13 protein-coding genes are annotated in these 17,743 nt (G+C 54.6%); 4 read left to right on the plus strand and 9 right to left on the minus strand.

What is annotated here, in order from left to right; translation table 11 throughout:
* Window positions 1-35: 35 nt before the first annotated feature.
* Entirely contained in the window at window positions 36-2,885 is a 2,850-nt protein-coding gene (locus tag MXM41_RS13120; RefSeq protein ID WP_325932419.1) for an autotransporter outer membrane beta-barrel domain-containing protein, read from the minus strand.
* A 376-nt stretch (window positions 2,886-3,261) separates the two neighbouring features.
* Between MXM41_RS13120 and kefF the strand changes: the two genes are divergently transcribed.
* The 3 genes from kefF to folA all read left to right on the plus strand — a co-directional run bounded on the left by kefF (window position 3,262) and on the right by folA (window position 6,244).
* The gene (gene kefF, locus MXM41_RS13125) at window positions 3,262-3,792 is read left to right on the plus strand and encodes a glutathione-regulated potassium-efflux system oxidoreductase KefF (protein WP_325932421.1); all 531 of its coding nucleotides are present in this window, start codon (window positions 3,262-3,264) and stop codon (window positions 3,790-3,792) included.
* On the plus strand, window positions 3,785-5,650 hold the full coding sequence (kefC, locus tag MXM41_RS13130; protein WP_325932423.1) for a glutathione-regulated potassium-efflux system protein KefC: 1,866 nt from the start codon (window positions 3,785-3,787) through the stop codon (window positions 5,648-5,650). The genes kefF and kefC overlap by 8 nt, the downstream gene beginning before the upstream one ends.
* A gap of 114 nt (window positions 5,651-5,764) precedes the next feature.
* On the plus strand, window positions 5,765-6,244 hold the full coding sequence (folA, locus tag MXM41_RS13135; protein WP_325932424.1) for a type 3 dihydrofolate reductase: 480 nt from the start codon (window positions 5,765-5,767) through the stop codon (window positions 6,242-6,244).
* A 43-nt stretch (window positions 6,245-6,287) separates the two neighbouring features.
* On the opposite strand, the gene apaH is transcribed toward folA, so the two are convergent.
* Genes apaH through lptD form a run of 6 tightly spaced genes read right to left on the minus strand, consistent with a single transcriptional unit; the run spans window position 6,288 to window position 13,018 of the window.
* Window positions 6,288-7,136: a bis(5'-nucleosyl)-tetraphosphatase (symmetrical) ApaH gene (gene apaH / locus MXM41_RS13140; protein WP_325932425.1), complete on the minus strand. Its 849-nt coding sequence runs from the start codon at window positions 7,134-7,136 to the stop codon at window positions 6,288-6,290.
* Window positions 7,137-7,138: 2 nt separating this feature from the next.
* Window positions 7,139-7,516 carry a Co2+/Mg2+ efflux protein ApaG gene (gene apaG / locus MXM41_RS13145; RefSeq protein ID WP_039030409.1) on the minus strand — a complete coding sequence of 126 codons (378 nt, stop codon included), beginning with the start codon at window positions 7,514-7,516 and terminating at the stop codon, window positions 7,139-7,141.
* 3 nt (window positions 7,517-7,519) lie between these two features.
* Complete coding sequence (gene rsmA, locus MXM41_RS13150; RefSeq protein WP_325932427.1) at window positions 7,520-8,341, minus strand: 16S rRNA (adenine(1518)-N(6)/adenine(1519)-N(6))-dimethyltransferase RsmA; 822 nt, start codon at window positions 8,339-8,341, stop codon at window positions 7,520-7,522.
* Window positions 8,338-9,324, minus strand: a complete 987-nt coding sequence (pdxA, locus tag MXM41_RS13155) for a 4-hydroxythreonine-4-phosphate dehydrogenase PdxA (protein WP_325932428.1) — start codon at window positions 9,322-9,324, stop codon at window positions 8,338-8,340. Before pdxA ends, rsmA begins: the two co-directional genes overlap by 4 nt.
* A complete protein-coding gene (gene surA / locus MXM41_RS13160) occupies window positions 9,324-10,610 on the minus strand; it encodes a peptidylprolyl isomerase SurA (RefSeq protein ID WP_325932429.1) in 1,287 nt (428 codons plus the stop codon). The genes pdxA and surA overlap by 1 nt, the downstream gene beginning before the upstream one ends.
* A 53-nt stretch (window positions 10,611-10,663) precedes the next feature.
* A complete protein-coding gene (gene lptD / locus MXM41_RS13165) occupies window positions 10,664-13,018 on the minus strand; it encodes an LPS assembly protein LptD (protein ID WP_325932430.1) in 2,355 nt (784 codons plus the stop codon).
* A gap of 240 nt (window positions 13,019-13,258) precedes the next feature.
* Here lptD and djlA point away from each other — a divergent pair, with 240 nt between their 5' ends.
* A complete protein-coding gene (gene djlA, locus MXM41_RS13170; protein WP_325932431.1) occupies window positions 13,259-14,080 on the plus strand; it encodes a co-chaperone DjlA in 822 nt (273 codons plus the stop codon).
* Between the two features lie 43 nt (window positions 14,081-14,123).
* Here the strand turns inward: djlA and rluA are convergent, their stop codons facing one another.
* A complete protein-coding gene (gene rluA / locus MXM41_RS13175; RefSeq protein ID WP_325932432.1) occupies window positions 14,124-14,789 on the minus strand; it encodes a bifunctional tRNA pseudouridine(32) synthase/23S rRNA pseudouridine(746) synthase RluA in 666 nt (221 codons plus the stop codon).
* Between the two features lie 12 nt (window positions 14,790-14,801).
* Window positions 14,802-17,708: an RNA polymerase-associated protein RapA gene (gene rapA / locus MXM41_RS13180; RefSeq protein WP_325932433.1), complete on the minus strand. Its 2,907-nt coding sequence runs from the start codon at window positions 17,706-17,708 to the stop codon at window positions 14,802-14,804.
* Between the last annotated feature and the right edge of the window lie 35 nt (window positions 17,709-17,743).

Here is a 17,743-nt window from a genome sequence, read left to right on the forward strand (position 1 = left end):
CCCGGGCCACTGCATCTGCTGTTGCGGAAAGGCGATTACCAGCGGTGATTTAACAGGATATGACCGCCATAGGCGTCATAGCTGTTTTCGCCCCATTCACCGCTGGCGCGCAGGGAGACGAGTGTCGTCTCATTGAGCTTACCGGTTATGCCCAGCTCAAGCTGGCGGCGATCGTCTGGGGTATTGTTACTGAACACCTCTCCGTTGATGGCGATATCGTTCTGACCAGCGCCTTTCAACCAGTTCACGGCGACGTAAGGCTGCCACGCCTGGACATCTTTCTGGTTGAAGTAGCTGGATTTCACACCCACGCGTCCCAGTACGCTGTCATTATCAAGAGTCGAAATACGCACACCGTCAGCGTCGGTATGATTCTCCTGGTCAAGATAGCTGTACACGGCCTGGATCTGCGGCTCGATTTTCCAGGTTCTTTCACTTTCTGAATCAAGGATCCAGGCGTGGCCTGCTTCCAGCGAGACGGCAAAGCCGTGGCTGTTATAGGACTCGTTGCTGCGATCGTCGCTTCTCAGCTTGTTGTGATACCAGCCGAAAGAGGCCCAGCTGTCGATATAGCTGCCTTTACGTAACTGCTGGTCTTCCTGCCAGGTGGCGTACACGCCCACATTAACACCGTCAACTTTACCCTGTGCGCTACGTGCGTTGTGGCGTGCCGTTGAGTCGGTCTTCGCCTGACCAGCACCGAACATCATGCCGGAATGTAGCACACCGTGATCGAGCTGTTTGCTGAAGAAGTCGCTCCCAACCTGCATCACATACTGGGTTGTATCATAGCTGACTTTACCGCCGGCAATATCGTTATCGTGGTAGCGGCCTTTGACGTACATCCAGGTATTAAGATCTTCGTCATTGCGAAGCGTCAGCTGATCGCGGTCGTCGCGCTTGTGCAGGAACATATCCTGGGCGGCCAGATAGTTACCCAGATAGGCGCCGACTTCAGGTGCCATTACCTGCGGACCGTCAGGAATATCATCTCCGCCATTATTGTGATTGCCACCGTTGTCACCGTTGTTGCCGTTATCGTTGCCGTTGTTATCATTGCTGTCTTCTCCGCCGTTCTGATCGTCGTCAGAAGGTGGCGTTTTGGATTCCAGATACCAGTTGCCATCGCTCTTTTTATTCAGGTTGTATTCCCAGGCACCTACAACGGCAGGTTTAGATAAGGTAAAGGTCGCATCCGAGTTCCCCCCCACGTTGATGATTTCCATCCCGTTGACAGTTTGCGCCCCCTGACCGCCAATGTTACTGAGCTTGATCCCGGATTCACCTGCGCTGTTACCGGTGATGGTCAGATGATCGGTCGGGGAATTGTCATCGCCAAGGATACTGTTCATCACGATCTGGCTGCCGCTCTGGCCGGTATAATTGCCGTTAATCGTAAATTTATTGCCGACATAGTTGTTGAGACCACTGATCTGCAGCGTGCCGCTGTTGTTGACGTTGCCGTTGATGGTGTTAAGGGTAGAAGAACTGGACGCGCTGTTCCCTTGCACTGCATTCCATGAGGCGAGCACGCCCCCAGTCAGGATATCAATGTTATTGTTTACGGTGCCTGCGCTGGCAAAAGTTGCGCCGTTGTCAACGGTGATGGTGGCCGTGTTTCCTGCGCTTCCCAGGGTTGCGCCTTCTGCTACCAGAGTGGTGCCGCTGCTCAGAAGGGTATTGCCGGTGTAGCTGTTGTTGCCGGTCAGGGTGAGCAGGTTGCTGTCTGTTTTTTCCACGCTGCCGCTGCCGCTGCCGGTAATATCAGAAGCAAAGGTGGAGTCAGAGCCCTGGTTAAAGGTAAAGGTGCCGTTATTGGTTACGGTCCCGGTGAGTGAGCCGGTATTCGTGCCATCACCTAGCTGCAGCGTAGCATCGTTGGCAATAAGGGTATTACCGGCATCATTTTTTACATCGCCTGCCAGGGTCAGTTTACCTGTGTTAACCTGAATTGAATCACCGGTGCCGATGATATCGACGTTGCCAGTCAGAGCCCAGTCAGTGCCGTTCATGGTCAGTGAAGCGAAGCCGTCACCTGCGTTCAGGCCGCGGAAGTTGCTGTCTTCTGAACCTGACTCAACTAATTTTAATGTGTTACCTTTTGAATTTGTCGAGATGACATCGCCTTCAAGCTGAGAGCCTCTTTTAAGCGTTAACGAGTTGTTTTGATCGCTTGCCAGAGTGATAGCGCTTTCTGAACCCGTAATACTGCCGGAGTTAATGAGCTGAAGTTTATTACTATCTGAAGTGATGATGCCATGATTAGCACCTTCGATCGTCCCAGTATTTACAAATTTAGTAATGCCACTTTTAAACAGTTCAACACCATTTCCGGACGTGCCTGCCAGTTTGCCCGCATTATTAAGGTTAAAACCCGTATTGGATGAAACAGCATTTTTACCCTGAATAACACCTGTTTGGGTGTTAGTAATGCTAAAATTCCCCGCGCCTTCTCCGACGTTAATGCCATTCTCTGCGCCTGAAATTGTTCCGGCATTATTTATGTCACCACCCATTTCGATGACTGTAATTCCGTTGGCCGCGGTTGATTCGATAAGCTTTCCTTGCTGGTTATTGATGACAAGTTCTTGTCCATCCGTAAAGATATAAAGCCCGTCACCTGCGCCCGTAATCTTACCATTATTTGTTACACTGATAACTTCTTCCCCTGAGATGGTGACAGATGGCTCATTTGTTGTGGGGCTAATGATGGCACCTTCGCTAATATTAAATACAGTATCAGCAGAAAAAATTTGCGCGTTATTCGTAGTTCCACTGATTGTCGTTTCAGCGGATACCATTAATGGGGTGAATAAGAATAAAGCGGGGAAAAGACTTTTTAATGTTTTTGTTGTCTTGTTTAATTGCGGATTTTTGCTTTTCATTGCCACATCCATTTTGTGATTAAAAAATGTGCATTATTAATAATGCTTTTTTCATAAACTATTGTTATGTAATATTTAAACAATAACTTAAAAGCGAAATTATTGATTCTGAAATGAATTGTGTATAGCCATTCATTTTAAATTATGGATTTATAATAAATTAAATGTTCCGCACATTTTATTGTTTGCGTTTAACTGATCTATTTAATAAATAATATTCTTGTGCGATATGTATTTTTTAAAACGATAGATTTATCTGGCTACTGACTTATCATTCTTTGCGGTTAACGTCTGCGGGGCCACAGACCCCTTCAAACGCCTCGTTTTCCTGTCTACACTGAGGCTTACAACAAGAAAGCAGTTAACCAGGTTAATCATGATACTCATTATTTATGCCCATCCTTACCCGCATCACTCCCATGCGAATAAACGGATGCTTGACCAGGTAAAGACGCTGGAAGGGGTGGAGATCCGCTCGCTCTACCAGCTCTATCCCGATTTCAATATTGATATCGCCGCCGAACAGGCTGCGCTGGCACGCGCCGATCTTATCGTCTGGCAGCATCCGATGCAGTGGTACAGCACACCGCCGCTGCTAAAGCTGTGGATCGATAAAGTGTTCTCGCACGGCTGGGCATATGGGCATAACGGCCAGGCGCTTAAGGGTAAAAGCCTGCTCTGGGCGGTGACCACCGGTGGCGGTGAAAGCCATTTTGATATTGGCTCCTTCCCAGGCTTTGAAGTCCTGGCGCAACCGCTGCAGGCCACCGCACTCTATTGCGGGCTGAACTGGCTCCCGCCGTTTGCCATGCACTGCACGTTCGTTTGCGACGACGAAACCTTACAGGCGCAGGCGCGCCATTATAAACAACGTTTACTCGACTGGCAGGAGACGCATCATGGATAGCCATACGCTGATTCAGGCCCTGATCTATTTAGGCGCAGCGGCGCTGATTGTGCCGATTGCCGTACGCCTCGGTCTGGGATCCGTGCTGGGCTATCTGATCGCCGGATGCGTCATTGGCCCGTGGGGATTTCGGCTCGTTACCGATGCCGAGTCGATTCTGCACTTCGCGGAAATCGGCGTGGTGCTGATGCTCTTTGTCATTGGTCTGGAGCTGGATCCGCGTCGCCTGTGGAAACTGCGTGCATCGGTGTTTGGCGGCGGAGCATTACAAATGCTGGCCTGTGGTCTATTGCTGGGCGGGTTCTGCATTCTTCTGGGTATGGACTGGAAAGTGGCGGAGTTAATTGGCATGACCCTCGCCCTCTCGTCCACGGCGATCGCCATGCAGGCCATGAACGAACGCAACCTGACGGTTTCGCAGATGGGGCGTAGCGCCTTCTCGGTGCTGCTGTTTCAGGATATCGCCGCTATTCCGCTGGTGGCGATGATCCCGCTGCTCGCCGCATCCGGGGCATCCACCACCCTGGGTGCCTTTGCCCTTTCGGCATTAAAGGTTGCCGCGGCGTTGACTCTGGTGGTGCTGCTCGGGCGGTACGTCAGCCGACCGCTGCTGCGTTTTGTCGCCCGTTCCGGCCTGCGTGAAGTCTTTAGCGCCGTGGCCCTGTTCCTGGTCTTCGGTTTTGGCCTGATGCTGGAGGAGGCCGGTCTTTCTATGGCTATGGGTGCGTTTCTGGCGGGCGTTCTGCTGGCAAGCTCCGAGTATCGCCACGCGCTGGAAAGCGATATCGAGCCCTTTAAAGGGCTGCTGCTGGGGCTGTTTTTCATCGGCGTAGGAATGTCCGTTGACTTCGGAACCTTAGTGACGCATCCGCTGCGCATCGCGATCCTGCTGGTGGGCTTCCTGGTCATTAAAATGGTCATGCTGTGGCTGGTGGCTCGGCCGCTGAAGGTACCCGCCAAACAGCGTCGCTGGTTTGCTGTACTGCTGGGGCAGGGCAGTGAGTTCGCGTTTGTGGTGTTTGGCGCGGCGAGCATGGCGAACGTGCTCGATCCTGAATGGGCCAAAGCGCTGACGCTGGCGGTGGCGCTGTCGATGGCGGTGACCCCGCTGCTGCTGGTGGTATTGACCCGTCTGGAAGCTGCCGACAGCGGCCAGGAACATGAGGCAGACGAAATTGACGAAGAACAACCGCGGGTGATCATTGCCGGGTTTGGCCGCTTCGGTCAGATTGCGGGTCGTTTGCTGCTTTCCAGTGGTGTGAAAATGGTCATCCTTGATCACGATCCTGACCATGTTGAGACGTTACGTAAGTTTGACATGAAGGTCTTTTACGGTGATGCCACCCGCGTTGATCTGCTGGAGTCTGCTGGCGCCCACAAGGCCGAGGTATTAATCAATGCGATAGACGATCCGAAGAACAGCCTGCAGCTGGCGGAGCTGGCGAAGACGCACTTCCCGCATCTGAAAATCATCTCCCGCGCACGTGATGTCGATCATTACATCCAGCTTCGCCAGATGGGGATCGACGCCCCGGAGCGTGAAACCTTCGAAGGTGCGCTCAAATCCGGCCGACTGGCGCTGGAGAGCCTGGGTCTTGGTGCCTATGAAGCCCGGGAGCGTGCTGACCTGTTCCGTCGGTTTAATACGGAGATGGTCGAGGAGATGGTGGAGATGGTTGAAAGCGACGCTAAGTCGCGTGCGGCAGTGTTCAAACGCACCAGCGCTATGCTGACGGAGATCATTAATGAAGATCGAAATCATCTCTCTCTGACGCAGCGTCATGGCTGGCAGGGAACGGAAGAGGGTAAGCATACCGGCGATCCGCTCGATGAGCCGGAAAGCAAACCTGTGGCGTGAAGAGGGGTTGCCAGCAAATATAAAAAATTTCCTGTTCTTTACTCCGCCGCCAGTCGACGAAAGATTAAGCTTTCCGTATAGTGGCGGCAATTTTTTGCATCCGGGAAATAGTCAATGATCAGTCTGATTGCGGCGCTTGCAGTAGATCGCGTGATTGGTATGGAAAACGCCATGCCGTGGAATCTGCCTGCCGATCTCGCGTGGTTTAAGCGTACAACGTTGAACAAGCCGGTAGTAATGGGTCGCCTGACCTGGGAGTCAATCGGGCGCCCGTTGCCGGGCCGTAAAAACATCGTAATAAGCAGCCAGTCCGGCACGGACGATCGTGTCGAGTGGGTCAAATCCATCGACGAAGCGATTGCTGCCTGCGGCGATGCTGAAGAGATAATGGTGATTGGCGGGGGGCGTGTTTATGAGCAGTTCCTGCCGAAAGCACAGAAATTATATCTGACCCACATTGATGCTGAAGTGGAAGGGGATACCCATTTCCCTGACTACGATCCTGACGAGTGGGAATCGGTGTTCAGCGAATTCCACGACGCAGATGCGCAAAACTCGCATAGCTACTGCTTCGAGATCCTTGAACGCCGCTAATGTTTTTCTGCACCTTTCCCGCCGGGAGAGGTGCAGCTCTTCGTTACGACGCTACCGCTTCATTTTCACCTAAATCCAGGTGCCGGTTCGACGGCTGCATAAACCAGGCTTTATCTTCCCAGCGCAGACAGGTGAGTTCACCGCCCCAGCAGCAACCTGTATCCAGCCCGTAAATGCCCTCAGGCGTACCTTTGCCTTCCAGCGACGCCCAGTGACCAAAGACCACGCTGTACTGGTCAGTCACCGGCCCGGGGATTGCAAACCACGGCTTAAGCGGGGTCGGCGCGTTTTCCGGCACATCCTTGCAGTACATATCCAGCTGACCATTCGGGAAGCAGTAGCGCATGCGGGTGAAGGCGTTAGTGATAAAACGCAGACGCGCAACGCCGCTGAGCTCCATGCTCCAGTTGTTAGGCATGTCGCCGTACATGGCATCGAGGAAAAACGGGTATGAGTCGCTGGCGAGCACCGCTTCGACGTCACGCGCGCACTCTTTCGCGGTTTGCAGATCCCACTGCGGCGTTATGCCCGCGTGCGCCATCACCAGTTTTTTCTCTTCGTCTATCTGCATCAGCGGCTGGCGGCGCAGCCAGTTAATCAGCTCATCGGCGTCAGGGGCGTCCAGCAGCGGCGAGATCCTGTCTTTCGGTTTATTACGGCTGATCCCCGCATAGACCGCCAGCAGATGCAGATCGTGATTGCCGAGGACGATCCGCACGCTGTCGCCCAGGGATTTAACATAGCGCAGGACTTCCAGCGAGCCAGGGCCGCGGGCAACGAGATCGCCCGTGAGCCACAGCGTGTCTGTACCCGGGGTAAATTCCACCTGCTTTAACAATGCGATCAGTTCATCGTAGCAACCGTGAACGTCGCCAATGAGATATGTAGACATGTTTAGTGAATGAGTGTTGGTACAGCCAGACGGAAAACAGGAATGGCAATGCGGAATGCATTGCCCTCGGCATCGACCATTTCGTAATGGCCCTGCATCGTACCCAGCGGCGTTTCGATTACCGCACCGCTGGTGTACTGATACTCTTCGCCGGGCGCAATGTGCGGCTGTTCGCCCACCACACCTTCGCCCTGCACTTCAATTTCACGACCATTGCCGTTGGTGATAAGCCAGTAGCGCCCCAGTAGCTGTACAGGGGTTCGCCCGAGATTGCGAATGGTAACGGTGTATGCAAAAACAAAACGTTCTTCATCCGGCGTGGATTGAGACTCGATATAAAGGCTTTGCACCTGAACACATACGCGGGGCGAATTAATCATGGCTTAGCTCTCCTTCGGCGGCGCATTTTCGCTGATATAGTTAGCCAGCTTGCAGTACTGCTCAACGGAGATATTCTCCGCGCGCATGGCCGGGTCGATACCCAACTGAGCCAGCACTTCAACGGTAAACAGATTGCCAAGACTGTTACGTATCGTTTTGCGACGCTGGTTAAAGGCTTCTGTAGTGATGCGGCTCAGCACACGCAGATCTTTCACCGGGTAAGGCATCGTTTTATGCGGCACAAGACGCACCACCGCAGAATCGACTTTTGGTGGCGGCGTGAATGCTGATGGCGGCACTTCGAGTACCGGGATTACGTTACAGAAATATTGTGCCATCACGCTTAAACGACCATACGCTTTACTGTTTGGCCCTGCAACCAGTCGATTGACGACCTCTTTTTGCAACATGAAGTGCATGTCGGCAATGGCATCAGTATAGCTAAACAGGTGGAACATCAGCGGCGTGGAGATGTTATACGGCAGGTTGCCAAAAACGCGCAGCGGCTGACCGAGTTTCTCCGACAGTTCGCCAAAGTTCATGGTCATGGCATCCTGCTGATAAATAGTCAGCTTCGGCCCAAGGAACGGGTGCGTCTGCAGGCGTGCTGCCAGATCGCGGTCCAGTTCGATGACGGTCAGTTCATCCAGACGCTCGCCAACCGGTTCGGTCAATGCGGCAAGGCCCGGCCCGATCTCGACCATCGCCTGGCCTTTTTGTGGATTGATAGCCGAAACAATACTTTCGATCACAAACTGATCGTTGAGGAAGTTTTGCCCGAAACGTTTACGGGCTAAATGGCCCTGGTGGACGCGATTATTCATTGAGTATTAACAATCATTTTGATGGCGAGATTAAGCGCCGTAATAAAACTGCCGACATCTGCTTTTCCCTGACCTGCTAAATCGAGCGCAGTGCCATGGTCAACAGAAGTTCGAATAAAGGGTAAACCGAGGGTGATATTCACCCCGCGGCCAAATCCCTGGTATTTTAGCACGGGAAGGCCCTGATCGTGGTACATCGCCAGCACAGCGTCTGCATGATCCAGGTATTTCGGTTGAAACAGGGTATCGGCGGGCAGCGGACCGCTGAGTTTCATCCCCTGCGCCCGCATCTCATCCAGCACCGGAATGATGGTGTCGATCTCTTCCATTCCCATATGCCCGCCTTCGCCCGCGTGCGGGTTGAGGCCGCACACCAGCACGTGCGGATCGGCAATGCCAAATTTAGTGCGTAAGTCGTGGTGCAGGATGATGATGACGTCACGCAGTAGATCCGGCGTAATGGCATCGGAAACGGCTTTGATCGGTAGATGTGTAGTAGCCAGGGCCACCCGCAGCTCCTCCGTTGCCAGCATCATCACCACTTTAGGGCTGTGGGAACGCGCCTCAAAAAACTCGGTATGACCGGTAAAAGCGATCCCTGCATCGTTGATCACCCCTTTGTGAACGGGGCCGGTGATCAGCGCGGCGAATTCCCCGCTCAGGCAGCCATCACAGGCGCGCGCCAGGGTCTCCACCACATAATGGCCGTTTTCGGTACTTAACTGCCCTGGAGTAACCGGGGTGCGCAGTGGGACAGGTAGCAGCGTTAAGGTGCCCGCTTGCTGGGGGAGGGGAGCGTTTTCTGCCTGATAAGGCAGAAGCGTCAGCGGCAGATTAAGCTGCTTCGCCCGCGCCTCCAGTACGCTGGCATCGGCGCAGATCACCAGTTCGACCGGCCAGCTGCGCTGGGCAAGCTGGACGACCAGGTCGGGACCAATCCCGGCAGGTTCGCCGGGAGTGATGACAACACGATGTTGTTTCATTAGTTGCTCAGAACTTTGACGTAGGCGCTGGCGCGTTGTTCCTGCATCCAGGTCGCAGCTTCTTCAGAGAACTTACGGTTGAACAGCATGCGGTATGCACGATCTTTTTGCGCCGCATCGGTTTTATCCACATTCCGGGTGTCCAGCAGCTCGATCAGGTGCCAGCCAAAGGTGGAGTGAACCGGTTCGCTCAGCTGACCTTTGTTCATTCTCATCAGCGCATCGCGGAAGGCCGGATCGTAAATATCCGCTGCCGCCCAGCCCAGATCTCCGCCCTGATTCGCAGAACCCGGATCCTGAGAGAACTCTTTCGCCGCGTTGGCAAAGGAGGTTTTACCGCTGCGAATATCGGCGGCAATCTGCTCCAGCTTGGCGCGCGCCTGGGTATCAGACATGATCGGAGAGGTTTTAAGCAGAATGTGACGGGCATGCACTTCCGTGACGGAAATGCTCTGGCTCTGGCCGCGCAGATCGTTCACTTTAAGAATATGGAAGCCAACACCGGAGCGGATTGGGCCGATGATATCGCCTTTCTTCGCCGTGCTCAGCGCCTGGGCAAAGATAGAAGGCAGCTCCTGAATACGACCCCAGCCCATCTGGCCGCCTTTCAGCGCCTGCTGGTCAGCCGAATAGGTGATTGCCAGTTTGCCGAAATCACCGCCGTTACGCGCCTGATCGACGATAGAACGTGCCTGACTTTCCGCCTCTGCCACCTGGTCAGACGATGGGTTCTCTGCCAGTGGGATCAGGATGTGGCTCAGGTTCAGCTCGGTGCTGGCATCGTTTTGATTACCTACCTGCTTGGCCAGCGCCTCCACTTCCTGCGGCAGGATCGTTACGCGACGACGCACTTCGTTATTACGCACTTCTGAAATCAGCATCTCTTTACGGATCTGATTACGGTAGGTCGAATAGCTGATGCCGTCGTAGGCCAGACGGCTGCGCATCTGGTCAGCGGACATGTTGTTCTGCTTCGCAATGTTTGCGATAGCCTGATCGAGCTGCTCGTCAGAGATCTTCACACCCATCTTTTGACCCATCTGCAGAACGATCTGATCCATGATCAGACGTTCAAGGATCTGATGACGCAGCGTGGAATCATCCGGAAGTTGCTGACCTGCCTGACCCGCGTTGAGCTTCACAGACTGCATTAAACCATCAACGTCGCTCTCAAGTACCACACCGTTGTTCACAACGGCAGCGACTTTGTCGACAACCTGTGGGGCCGCGAAGCTGGTATTCGCGACCATGGCGATACCGAGCAGCAGCGTTTTCCAGTTCTTCATACTTTTTCCATATCAATTAACCGCAAAGCGGATTACGTTTTAAATCAAGTACATCACAATGAACTACGGTACGGCAGAATCGGTGAGCGCAGCATCTGCTGAGTGCCCAGACCGTAGTTGGAACTCAGGCCACGCAGTTCGATGTTAAAGCCGATGATGTTATCGTATTCGCTCTGACCCTTGTCTGGATCCCAACCGTTCAGCTTACGCTCGTAACCGACGCGGATCGCGTAGCAGCAGGAGTTATACTGCACTCCCAGCATCTGATCTGCCGACTTGCTCTGATTAGTATCAAAGTAGTAAGCCCCCACGACCGACCAGCGATCGGCAACTGGCCAGCTTGCCGTGCCGCCTACCTGCGAAATGCCCTCTTTGGTTTGTTCGGACGTAGCAAAGTTAGGCAACGTCGCCTGGATATATTCCGGGCTGGCGTAACGGTAGCTGAGCTGCACCATTCGGTCTGCATCACGACGGTATTCGATTGAACCGCTACCCGTGGCAACGTTGTTCAACCGCGTATCATATTGCACGCCGCTGCGCAGACCCCAACGATCGGTTATGCGCCAGTAAGTATCTCCGGCCCATACCAGCGATCCCTTTTTGTCGTCCTTTTCCCACTGAATATTGTCATCACCGGTGCGTGCTTCGGTGAAGTAGTAGATTTGACCCACAGAAGCATTAAAACGTTCAACTGCAGCATCATCATAAATACGCGTTGTGACCCCGGTGGTGACCTGGTTGGCCGATGCAATACGGTCCAGACCGCCATAGGTACGGTCACGGAACAGGCCGCTGTAATCTGATTGCAGGAATGAAGAGTCATAGTTCTGGATATTGCTCTGATCGCGATACGGCACATACAGATACTGGGCACGCGGCTCCAGCGTCTGGGTGTAACCCTCGCTCCAGTCCATATCGCGCTCGAAGATGAGTTTGCCGTCCACTTTAAACTGCGGCAGCACGCGATTAACGGAATCTTCCAGATGAGTGCCATGATTGGCGTTGTACTTTTCCAGATTATCCTGCTGATAGTGCGTCGCCATCAGCTTCACTTCGGTATCGAGGCTGGCCCAGTCGTTTGAAACAGGCAGGTTAATCGTTGGTTCAAGGTGCAGACGCGTCGCTTCAGGCATGTCGGAGTCAGTATTGACGAAATGCACTGCCTGGGCGTAGACCCGGGTGTCAAAAGGCCCTACATCATTCTGGTACCAGTTAACATCAAGCTGAGGCTCTGCAGCATAGGTGCTTTGCGTCTGGTCACTAAAGACCTGGAACTGTTTGGTTGAAACGGTCGCGTCAAAATTCCGTACCACATAGCCCGCGCTAAATTTCTGCGTGGCGTAGCCATCGGTACTTGAGCCGTATTTAGACGTAAAGTCGTTAAAATAGCTCGAGTCGCTGACCTTGGTATAGTCGACGTTGAAACGCCACACCTGATTCATTACGCCAGAGTGTTGCCAGTAGTATAACCAGCGATGGCGATTATCCCCGGAGGTGTTCCTTGGATCATCCTCATAAACTTTATCCGACGGCAGATAGTCCAGCTCCATCAGACCAGAACCCGCATGTGTCAGATAGCGTAACTCGTTCTCCCACATGATGTTGCCGCGCTTATGGATATAGTGCGGCGTGATCGTGGCGTCTACATTGGGCGCGATGTTCCAGTAGTACGGCAGATAAAACTCAAAATAGTTTGAGGTGCTGTACTTGGCGTTCGGGATCAGGAAGCCTGAGCGACGTTTATCACCCACGGGCAATTGCAGATACGGACTGTAGAAGACCGGCACCGGGCCGAGCTTAAAGCGGGCATTCCAGATCTCCGCAACCTGCTCCTCGCGGTCGTGGATCACTTCGCTACCCACCACGCTCCAGGTATCAGAACCCGGCAGACAGGAGGTAAAGGAGCCGTTCTCAAGAATGGTATAGCGGTTTTCACCGCGCTGTTTCATCAGGTCGGCTTTACCGCGCCCCTGACGGCCTACCATCTGGTAATCACCTTCCCAGATATTAGTATCTTTGGTATTCAGGTTTGACCAGCCTTTCGGACCTTTCAGGATGACCTGATTATCGTCATAGTGCACATTACCCAGCGCATCCACCGTTCGTACCGGTTCGGCCGCGCCTTCTGGCTGTTTCTGGTGCAACTGAACTTCGTCAGCCTGCAAGCGGCTGTTGCCCTGGTTAATATCCACCTTCCCGCTAAACACGGCATCGTCAGGATAATTCCCTTTCGCATTGTCAGCGGTGATGGTCACCGGCAGCGCGTTCGTATCGCCCTCTACCAGCGGGCGATCATAGCTGGGAATACCCAGCATACATTGCGAGGCGAGATCGGCTGCCAGACCCTGTTGACTGTACAGAGCCGTAGCTATCATCGTGGCCAGGAGGGTGGGGATACGTTTTTTCATACGTTTTATTTATTGTTCCGTCATCAGTGGCTTATCGCTGGCAAACGGTCAGAGACTATCTTACTCATCATCACAGTGCCAGCGTTAATCCTGCCCGTAAACGAGCCATGGTGATAGGCTCGTTATTGAATGACGAGTATGATAATGCAAATTATAGGCGATGTCCTTCACTTGACCGTGGCCAGGCCACCGGAATGATGGCGTTGCGCTGGATCAAATACATCACCATTTGGGGAGTATATGCAGTATTGGGGAAAAATTATCGGCGTAGCGTTCGCTTTACTGATGGGCGCGGGCTTCTGGGGTATCGTACTGGGGCTGCTTATCGGCCATATGTTTGATAAAGCACGAAGTCGTAAAATGGCCTGGTTTGCCAACCAGCGTGAACGCCAGGCGCTTTTTTTTGCGACGACGTTTGAGGTAATGGGCCATCTGACCAAATCGAAAGGGCGGGTGACCGAGGCCGACATCCACATTGCCAGCCAGTTTATGGATCGCATGAACCTGCACGGTGACTCCCGGGCAGCGGCGCAACACGCCTTTCGTATCGGCAAGGCGGATAACTACCCCTTACGCGAGAAAATGCGCCAGTTCCGCAGTATCTGCTTCGGGCGTTTCGACTTAATCCGGATGTTTCTGGAAATTCAGATTCAGGCGGCATTCGCCGACGGCTCGCTGCATCCGAACGAGCGTGAGGTGTTGTATGTCATCGCGGAGGAGCTGGGTATTTCCCGTACCCAGTTCGATCAGTTCCTGCGCATGATGCAGGGCGGGGCACAGTTTGGCGGCGGCTATCAGCAACAGCAGGCGGGCGGTGGCGGCTGGCAGCAGCAGGCGCAGCGTGGGCCCACGCTGGAAGATGCCTGTAACGTGCTGGGTGTGAAGCCAACTGATGAGCCGACAACCATCAAACGCGCCTACCGTAAGCTGATGAGCGAGCATCACCCGGATAAGCTGGTGGCGAAAGGTTTACCACCAGAAATGATGGAGATGGCGAAACAAAAAGCGCAGGAAATTCAGAAAGCTTACGAGCTTATCAAAGAGCAGAAGGGCTTTAAGTAAGGAAGATGTTGGCCCGGCAGGCGTTGTGCCGCCGGGCAACGGATCAAAAGTCTGCCGGTGCCTTAAAGGTCATCGGCGTACCATATTCCGGATGGGTAATGGTGAGCATCTCAGCGTGCAGCTGCAGCTGCAGGCGCGGCGCCATGGCCCGGGCCTCCGGCGTGGCATAAAAGCGATCCCCCAGAATCGGGTGGCCCAATGCCAGCATATGCACACGCAGCTGGTGCGAGCGGCCGGTTATCGGTTTTAACAGCACGCGGGCGCTGTTATCCGCCGCGTACTCCAGCACCTCATACTCGGTTTGCGCTGCCTTGCCGGTTTCGTAGCAGACCTTCTGTTTCGGGCGATTAGGCCAGTCGCAGATGAGCGGCAGGTCAACCAGCCCTTCAGCAGGCTGTGGATGTCCCCAGACGCGCGCAAGGTACTGCTTCTTCGGCTCGCGCTCGCGAAACTGACGCTTCAGCTCGCGCTCTGCCGCCTTGGTCAGCGCCACCACAATCACACCGCTGGTCGCCATGTCCAGACGGTGGACAGACTCCGCCTGCGGATGGTCGCGCTGAATACGCGTCATCACGCTGTCTTTATGCTCATCCAGCCTGCCTGGCACGGACAACAAACCACTCGGCTTGTTGACCACCATAATGTGCTCATCCTGATACAGAATGACCAGCCACGGATCCTGCGGCGGATTGTAGGGTTCCATCAACATGATTCGCTCCGCTTACTGATGCGTCACAACGATAAGACGCAGCGCATCCAGACGCCATCCCGCCTGATTCAGGCTCTCAAGCACCTGCTGACGATTGGTTTCAATCGCCGCCAGTTCATCGTCACGAATATTCGGATTAACCGCACGCAGAGCCTCCAGACGAGACAGCTCCGCCGACAGTTTTTCATCCGCTTCGCTACGCGCTGCGTCAATCAGGGCACGCGCTGCTTTCTCTGCATGGGCTTCACCCTGCTGGAGAATGGCATACACATCCTGCTGAACCGCGTTGACCAGTTTGCTGCCGGTATGGCGATTCACCGCGCTCAGCTGGCGGTTAAAGCTTTCAAACTCGACCTGCGCCGCCAGGTTGGTGCCGTTTTTATCCAGCAGCAGGCGCACCGGTGTGGCCGGCAGGAAGCGGTTGAGCTGCAGCTGTTTCGGTGCCTGGGCTTCCACTACATAGATCAGCTCCAGCAGCAGAGTACCGACCGGCAGCGCTTTGTTCTTCAGCAGCGAAATGGTGCTGCTGCCGGTGTCACCGGAAAGGATCAGATCCAGACCGTTGCGGATCAGCGGATGCTCCCAGGTGATGAACTGTGCGTCTTCGCGGGAAAGTGCCACATCACGCTCGAAGGTGATGGTGCAGCCATCTTCCGGCAGGCCCGGGAAGTCCGGCACCAGCATATGGTCAGATGGGGTCAGCACAATCATGTTCTCGCCGCGATCGTCCTGGTTGATACCGACGATATCAAACAGGTTCATGGCGAAGCTGATCAGGCTGGTATCGTCATCCTGCTCTTCAATGCTCTCTGCAAGCTGCTGGGCTTTTTCGCCGCCGTTAGAGTGGATCTCCAGCAGACGGTCACGGCCCTGCTCCAGCTGCGCTTTCAGGGCTTCGTGCTGTTCGCGGCAGGTTTTGATCAAATCGTCGAAACCGTCAGTATTTTCCGGCGTCGCCAGGTAGCCTGTCAGCTCGTTATGCACGTTGTCGTAAATGGTACGGCCGGTCGGGCAGGTATGTTCAAACGCGTCCAGCCCTTCGTGGAACCAGCGCACCAGCACGGACTGGGCTGTTTTTTCCAGATATGGCACGTGGATCTGAATGTCATGCGCCTGACCAATACGATCCAGACGGCCGATACGCTGCTCCAGCAGATCCGGATTGAACGGTAAATCGAACATCACCAGACGGCTGGCGAACTGGAAGTTACGCCCTTCGGAGCCGATCTCAGAGCACAGCAGTACCTGCGCGCCGCTGTCCTCTTCAGAGAACCACGCCGCCGCGCGGTCGCGTTCGATAATGGACATGCCTTCGTGGAACACCGCCGCGCGAATACCTTCCCGCTCGCGCAGAACCTGCTCAAGCTGGAGCGCGGTAGTGGCTTTGGCGCAGATGACCAGCACCTTCTGGGAGCGGTTAGCGGTCAGGTAGCCCATCAGCCACTCAACGCGCGGGTCGAAGTTCCACCAGGTGCCGGTATCGCCTTCAAACTCCTGATAAATCTGTTCCGGATAGAGCATATCGCGGGCGCGCTCTTCCGCCGTTTTACGCGCGCCCATAATGCCGGAGACTTTAATCGCCGTCTGGTACTGGGTTGGCAGCGGCAGACGAATAGTGTGCAGCTCGCGTTTCGGGAAGCCTTTCACCCCGTTACGGGTGTTGCGGAACAGCACGCGGCTGGTGCCGTGGCGGTCCATCAGCATGGAGACCAGCTCCTGGCGTGCGGCGTCGGCGCCTTCACGATCGCTGTTGGCGGTCTGCAGTAACGGTTCGATATCCTGTTCGCCAATCAGATCGCTCAGGGTGTTGAGCTCTTCGTTGGAGAGGTGCTTGCCCGCCAGCAGCAGGGCAACGGCATCCGCCACCGGGCGGTAATTTTTCTGCTCTTCGACAAAGAGGTCGAAGTCATGGAAACGGTTTGGATCCAGCAGGCGCAGACGCGCAAAGTGGCTCTCCAGGCCCAGCTGTTCCGGGGTAGCGGTCAACAGCAGCACGCCGGGCACGCGCTCGGCCAGCTGCTCAATCGCCATATATTCGCGGCTCGGGGCATCGACGTTCCACACCAGATGGTGCGCTTCATCGACCACCATGATGTCCCATTCGGCATCACACAGGTGCTCAAGACGCTGCTTGCTGCGGCGAACGAAGTCCAGGGAGCAGATCACCAGCTGTTCGGTTTCGAACGGGTTATCGGCGTCGTGCTGGGCTTCGGCATAGCGCTCGTCGTCAAACAGGGAGAAACGCAGGTTGAAGCGACGCAGCATCTCCACCAGCCACTGGTGCTGTAAAGTTTCTGGCACCACAATCAACACGCGCTCGGCCGCGCCGGAAAGCAGCTGTTGATGCAGAATCATGCCTGCTTCGATGGTTTTACCTAAACCGACTTCATCCGCCAGCAGGACGCGCGGCGCATGGCGGCGGCCCACGTCATGGGCAATGTTTAACTGATGCGGGATCAGACTGGTGCGCTGGCCGCGCAGGCCGCTCCACGGCATGCGGTACTGCTCGCTCTGGAACTTGCGTGCGCGATAGCGCAGGGAGAAGCGGTCCATGCGGTCAATCTGACCGGCGAACAGGCGATCCTGAGGTTTGCTGAACACCAGTTTGCTGTCGAGCAGCACTTCGCGCAGCATCACCCCCGTTTCGTCGGTATCAAGGCGGGTACCGATATAGGCGAGCAGTCCATTCTCTTCTTTTACGTCTTCAATCTTCAGCTGCCAGCCTTCATGGCTGGTAACGGTGTCGCCCGGGTTGAACATCACGCGGGTCACAGGGGAATCATTGCGAGCATACAGACGGTTTTCACCGGTGGCGGGGAAAAGGAGAGTTACCATACGCGCATCCAGCGCAACCACGGTTCCTAACCCAAGTTCGCTTTCTGTGTCGCTGATCCAGCGTTGACCAAGTGTAAAAGGCATATTTGTTCGGCTCTAATCTTTAATTGCAGGCAATA

It is taken from the genome of Leclercia adecarboxylata, from assembly GCF_035787115.1.
In the GTDB taxonomy this organism is placed as follows: domain Bacteria; phylum Pseudomonadota; class Gammaproteobacteria; order Enterobacterales; family Enterobacteriaceae; genus Enterobacter; species Enterobacter adecarboxylatus_E.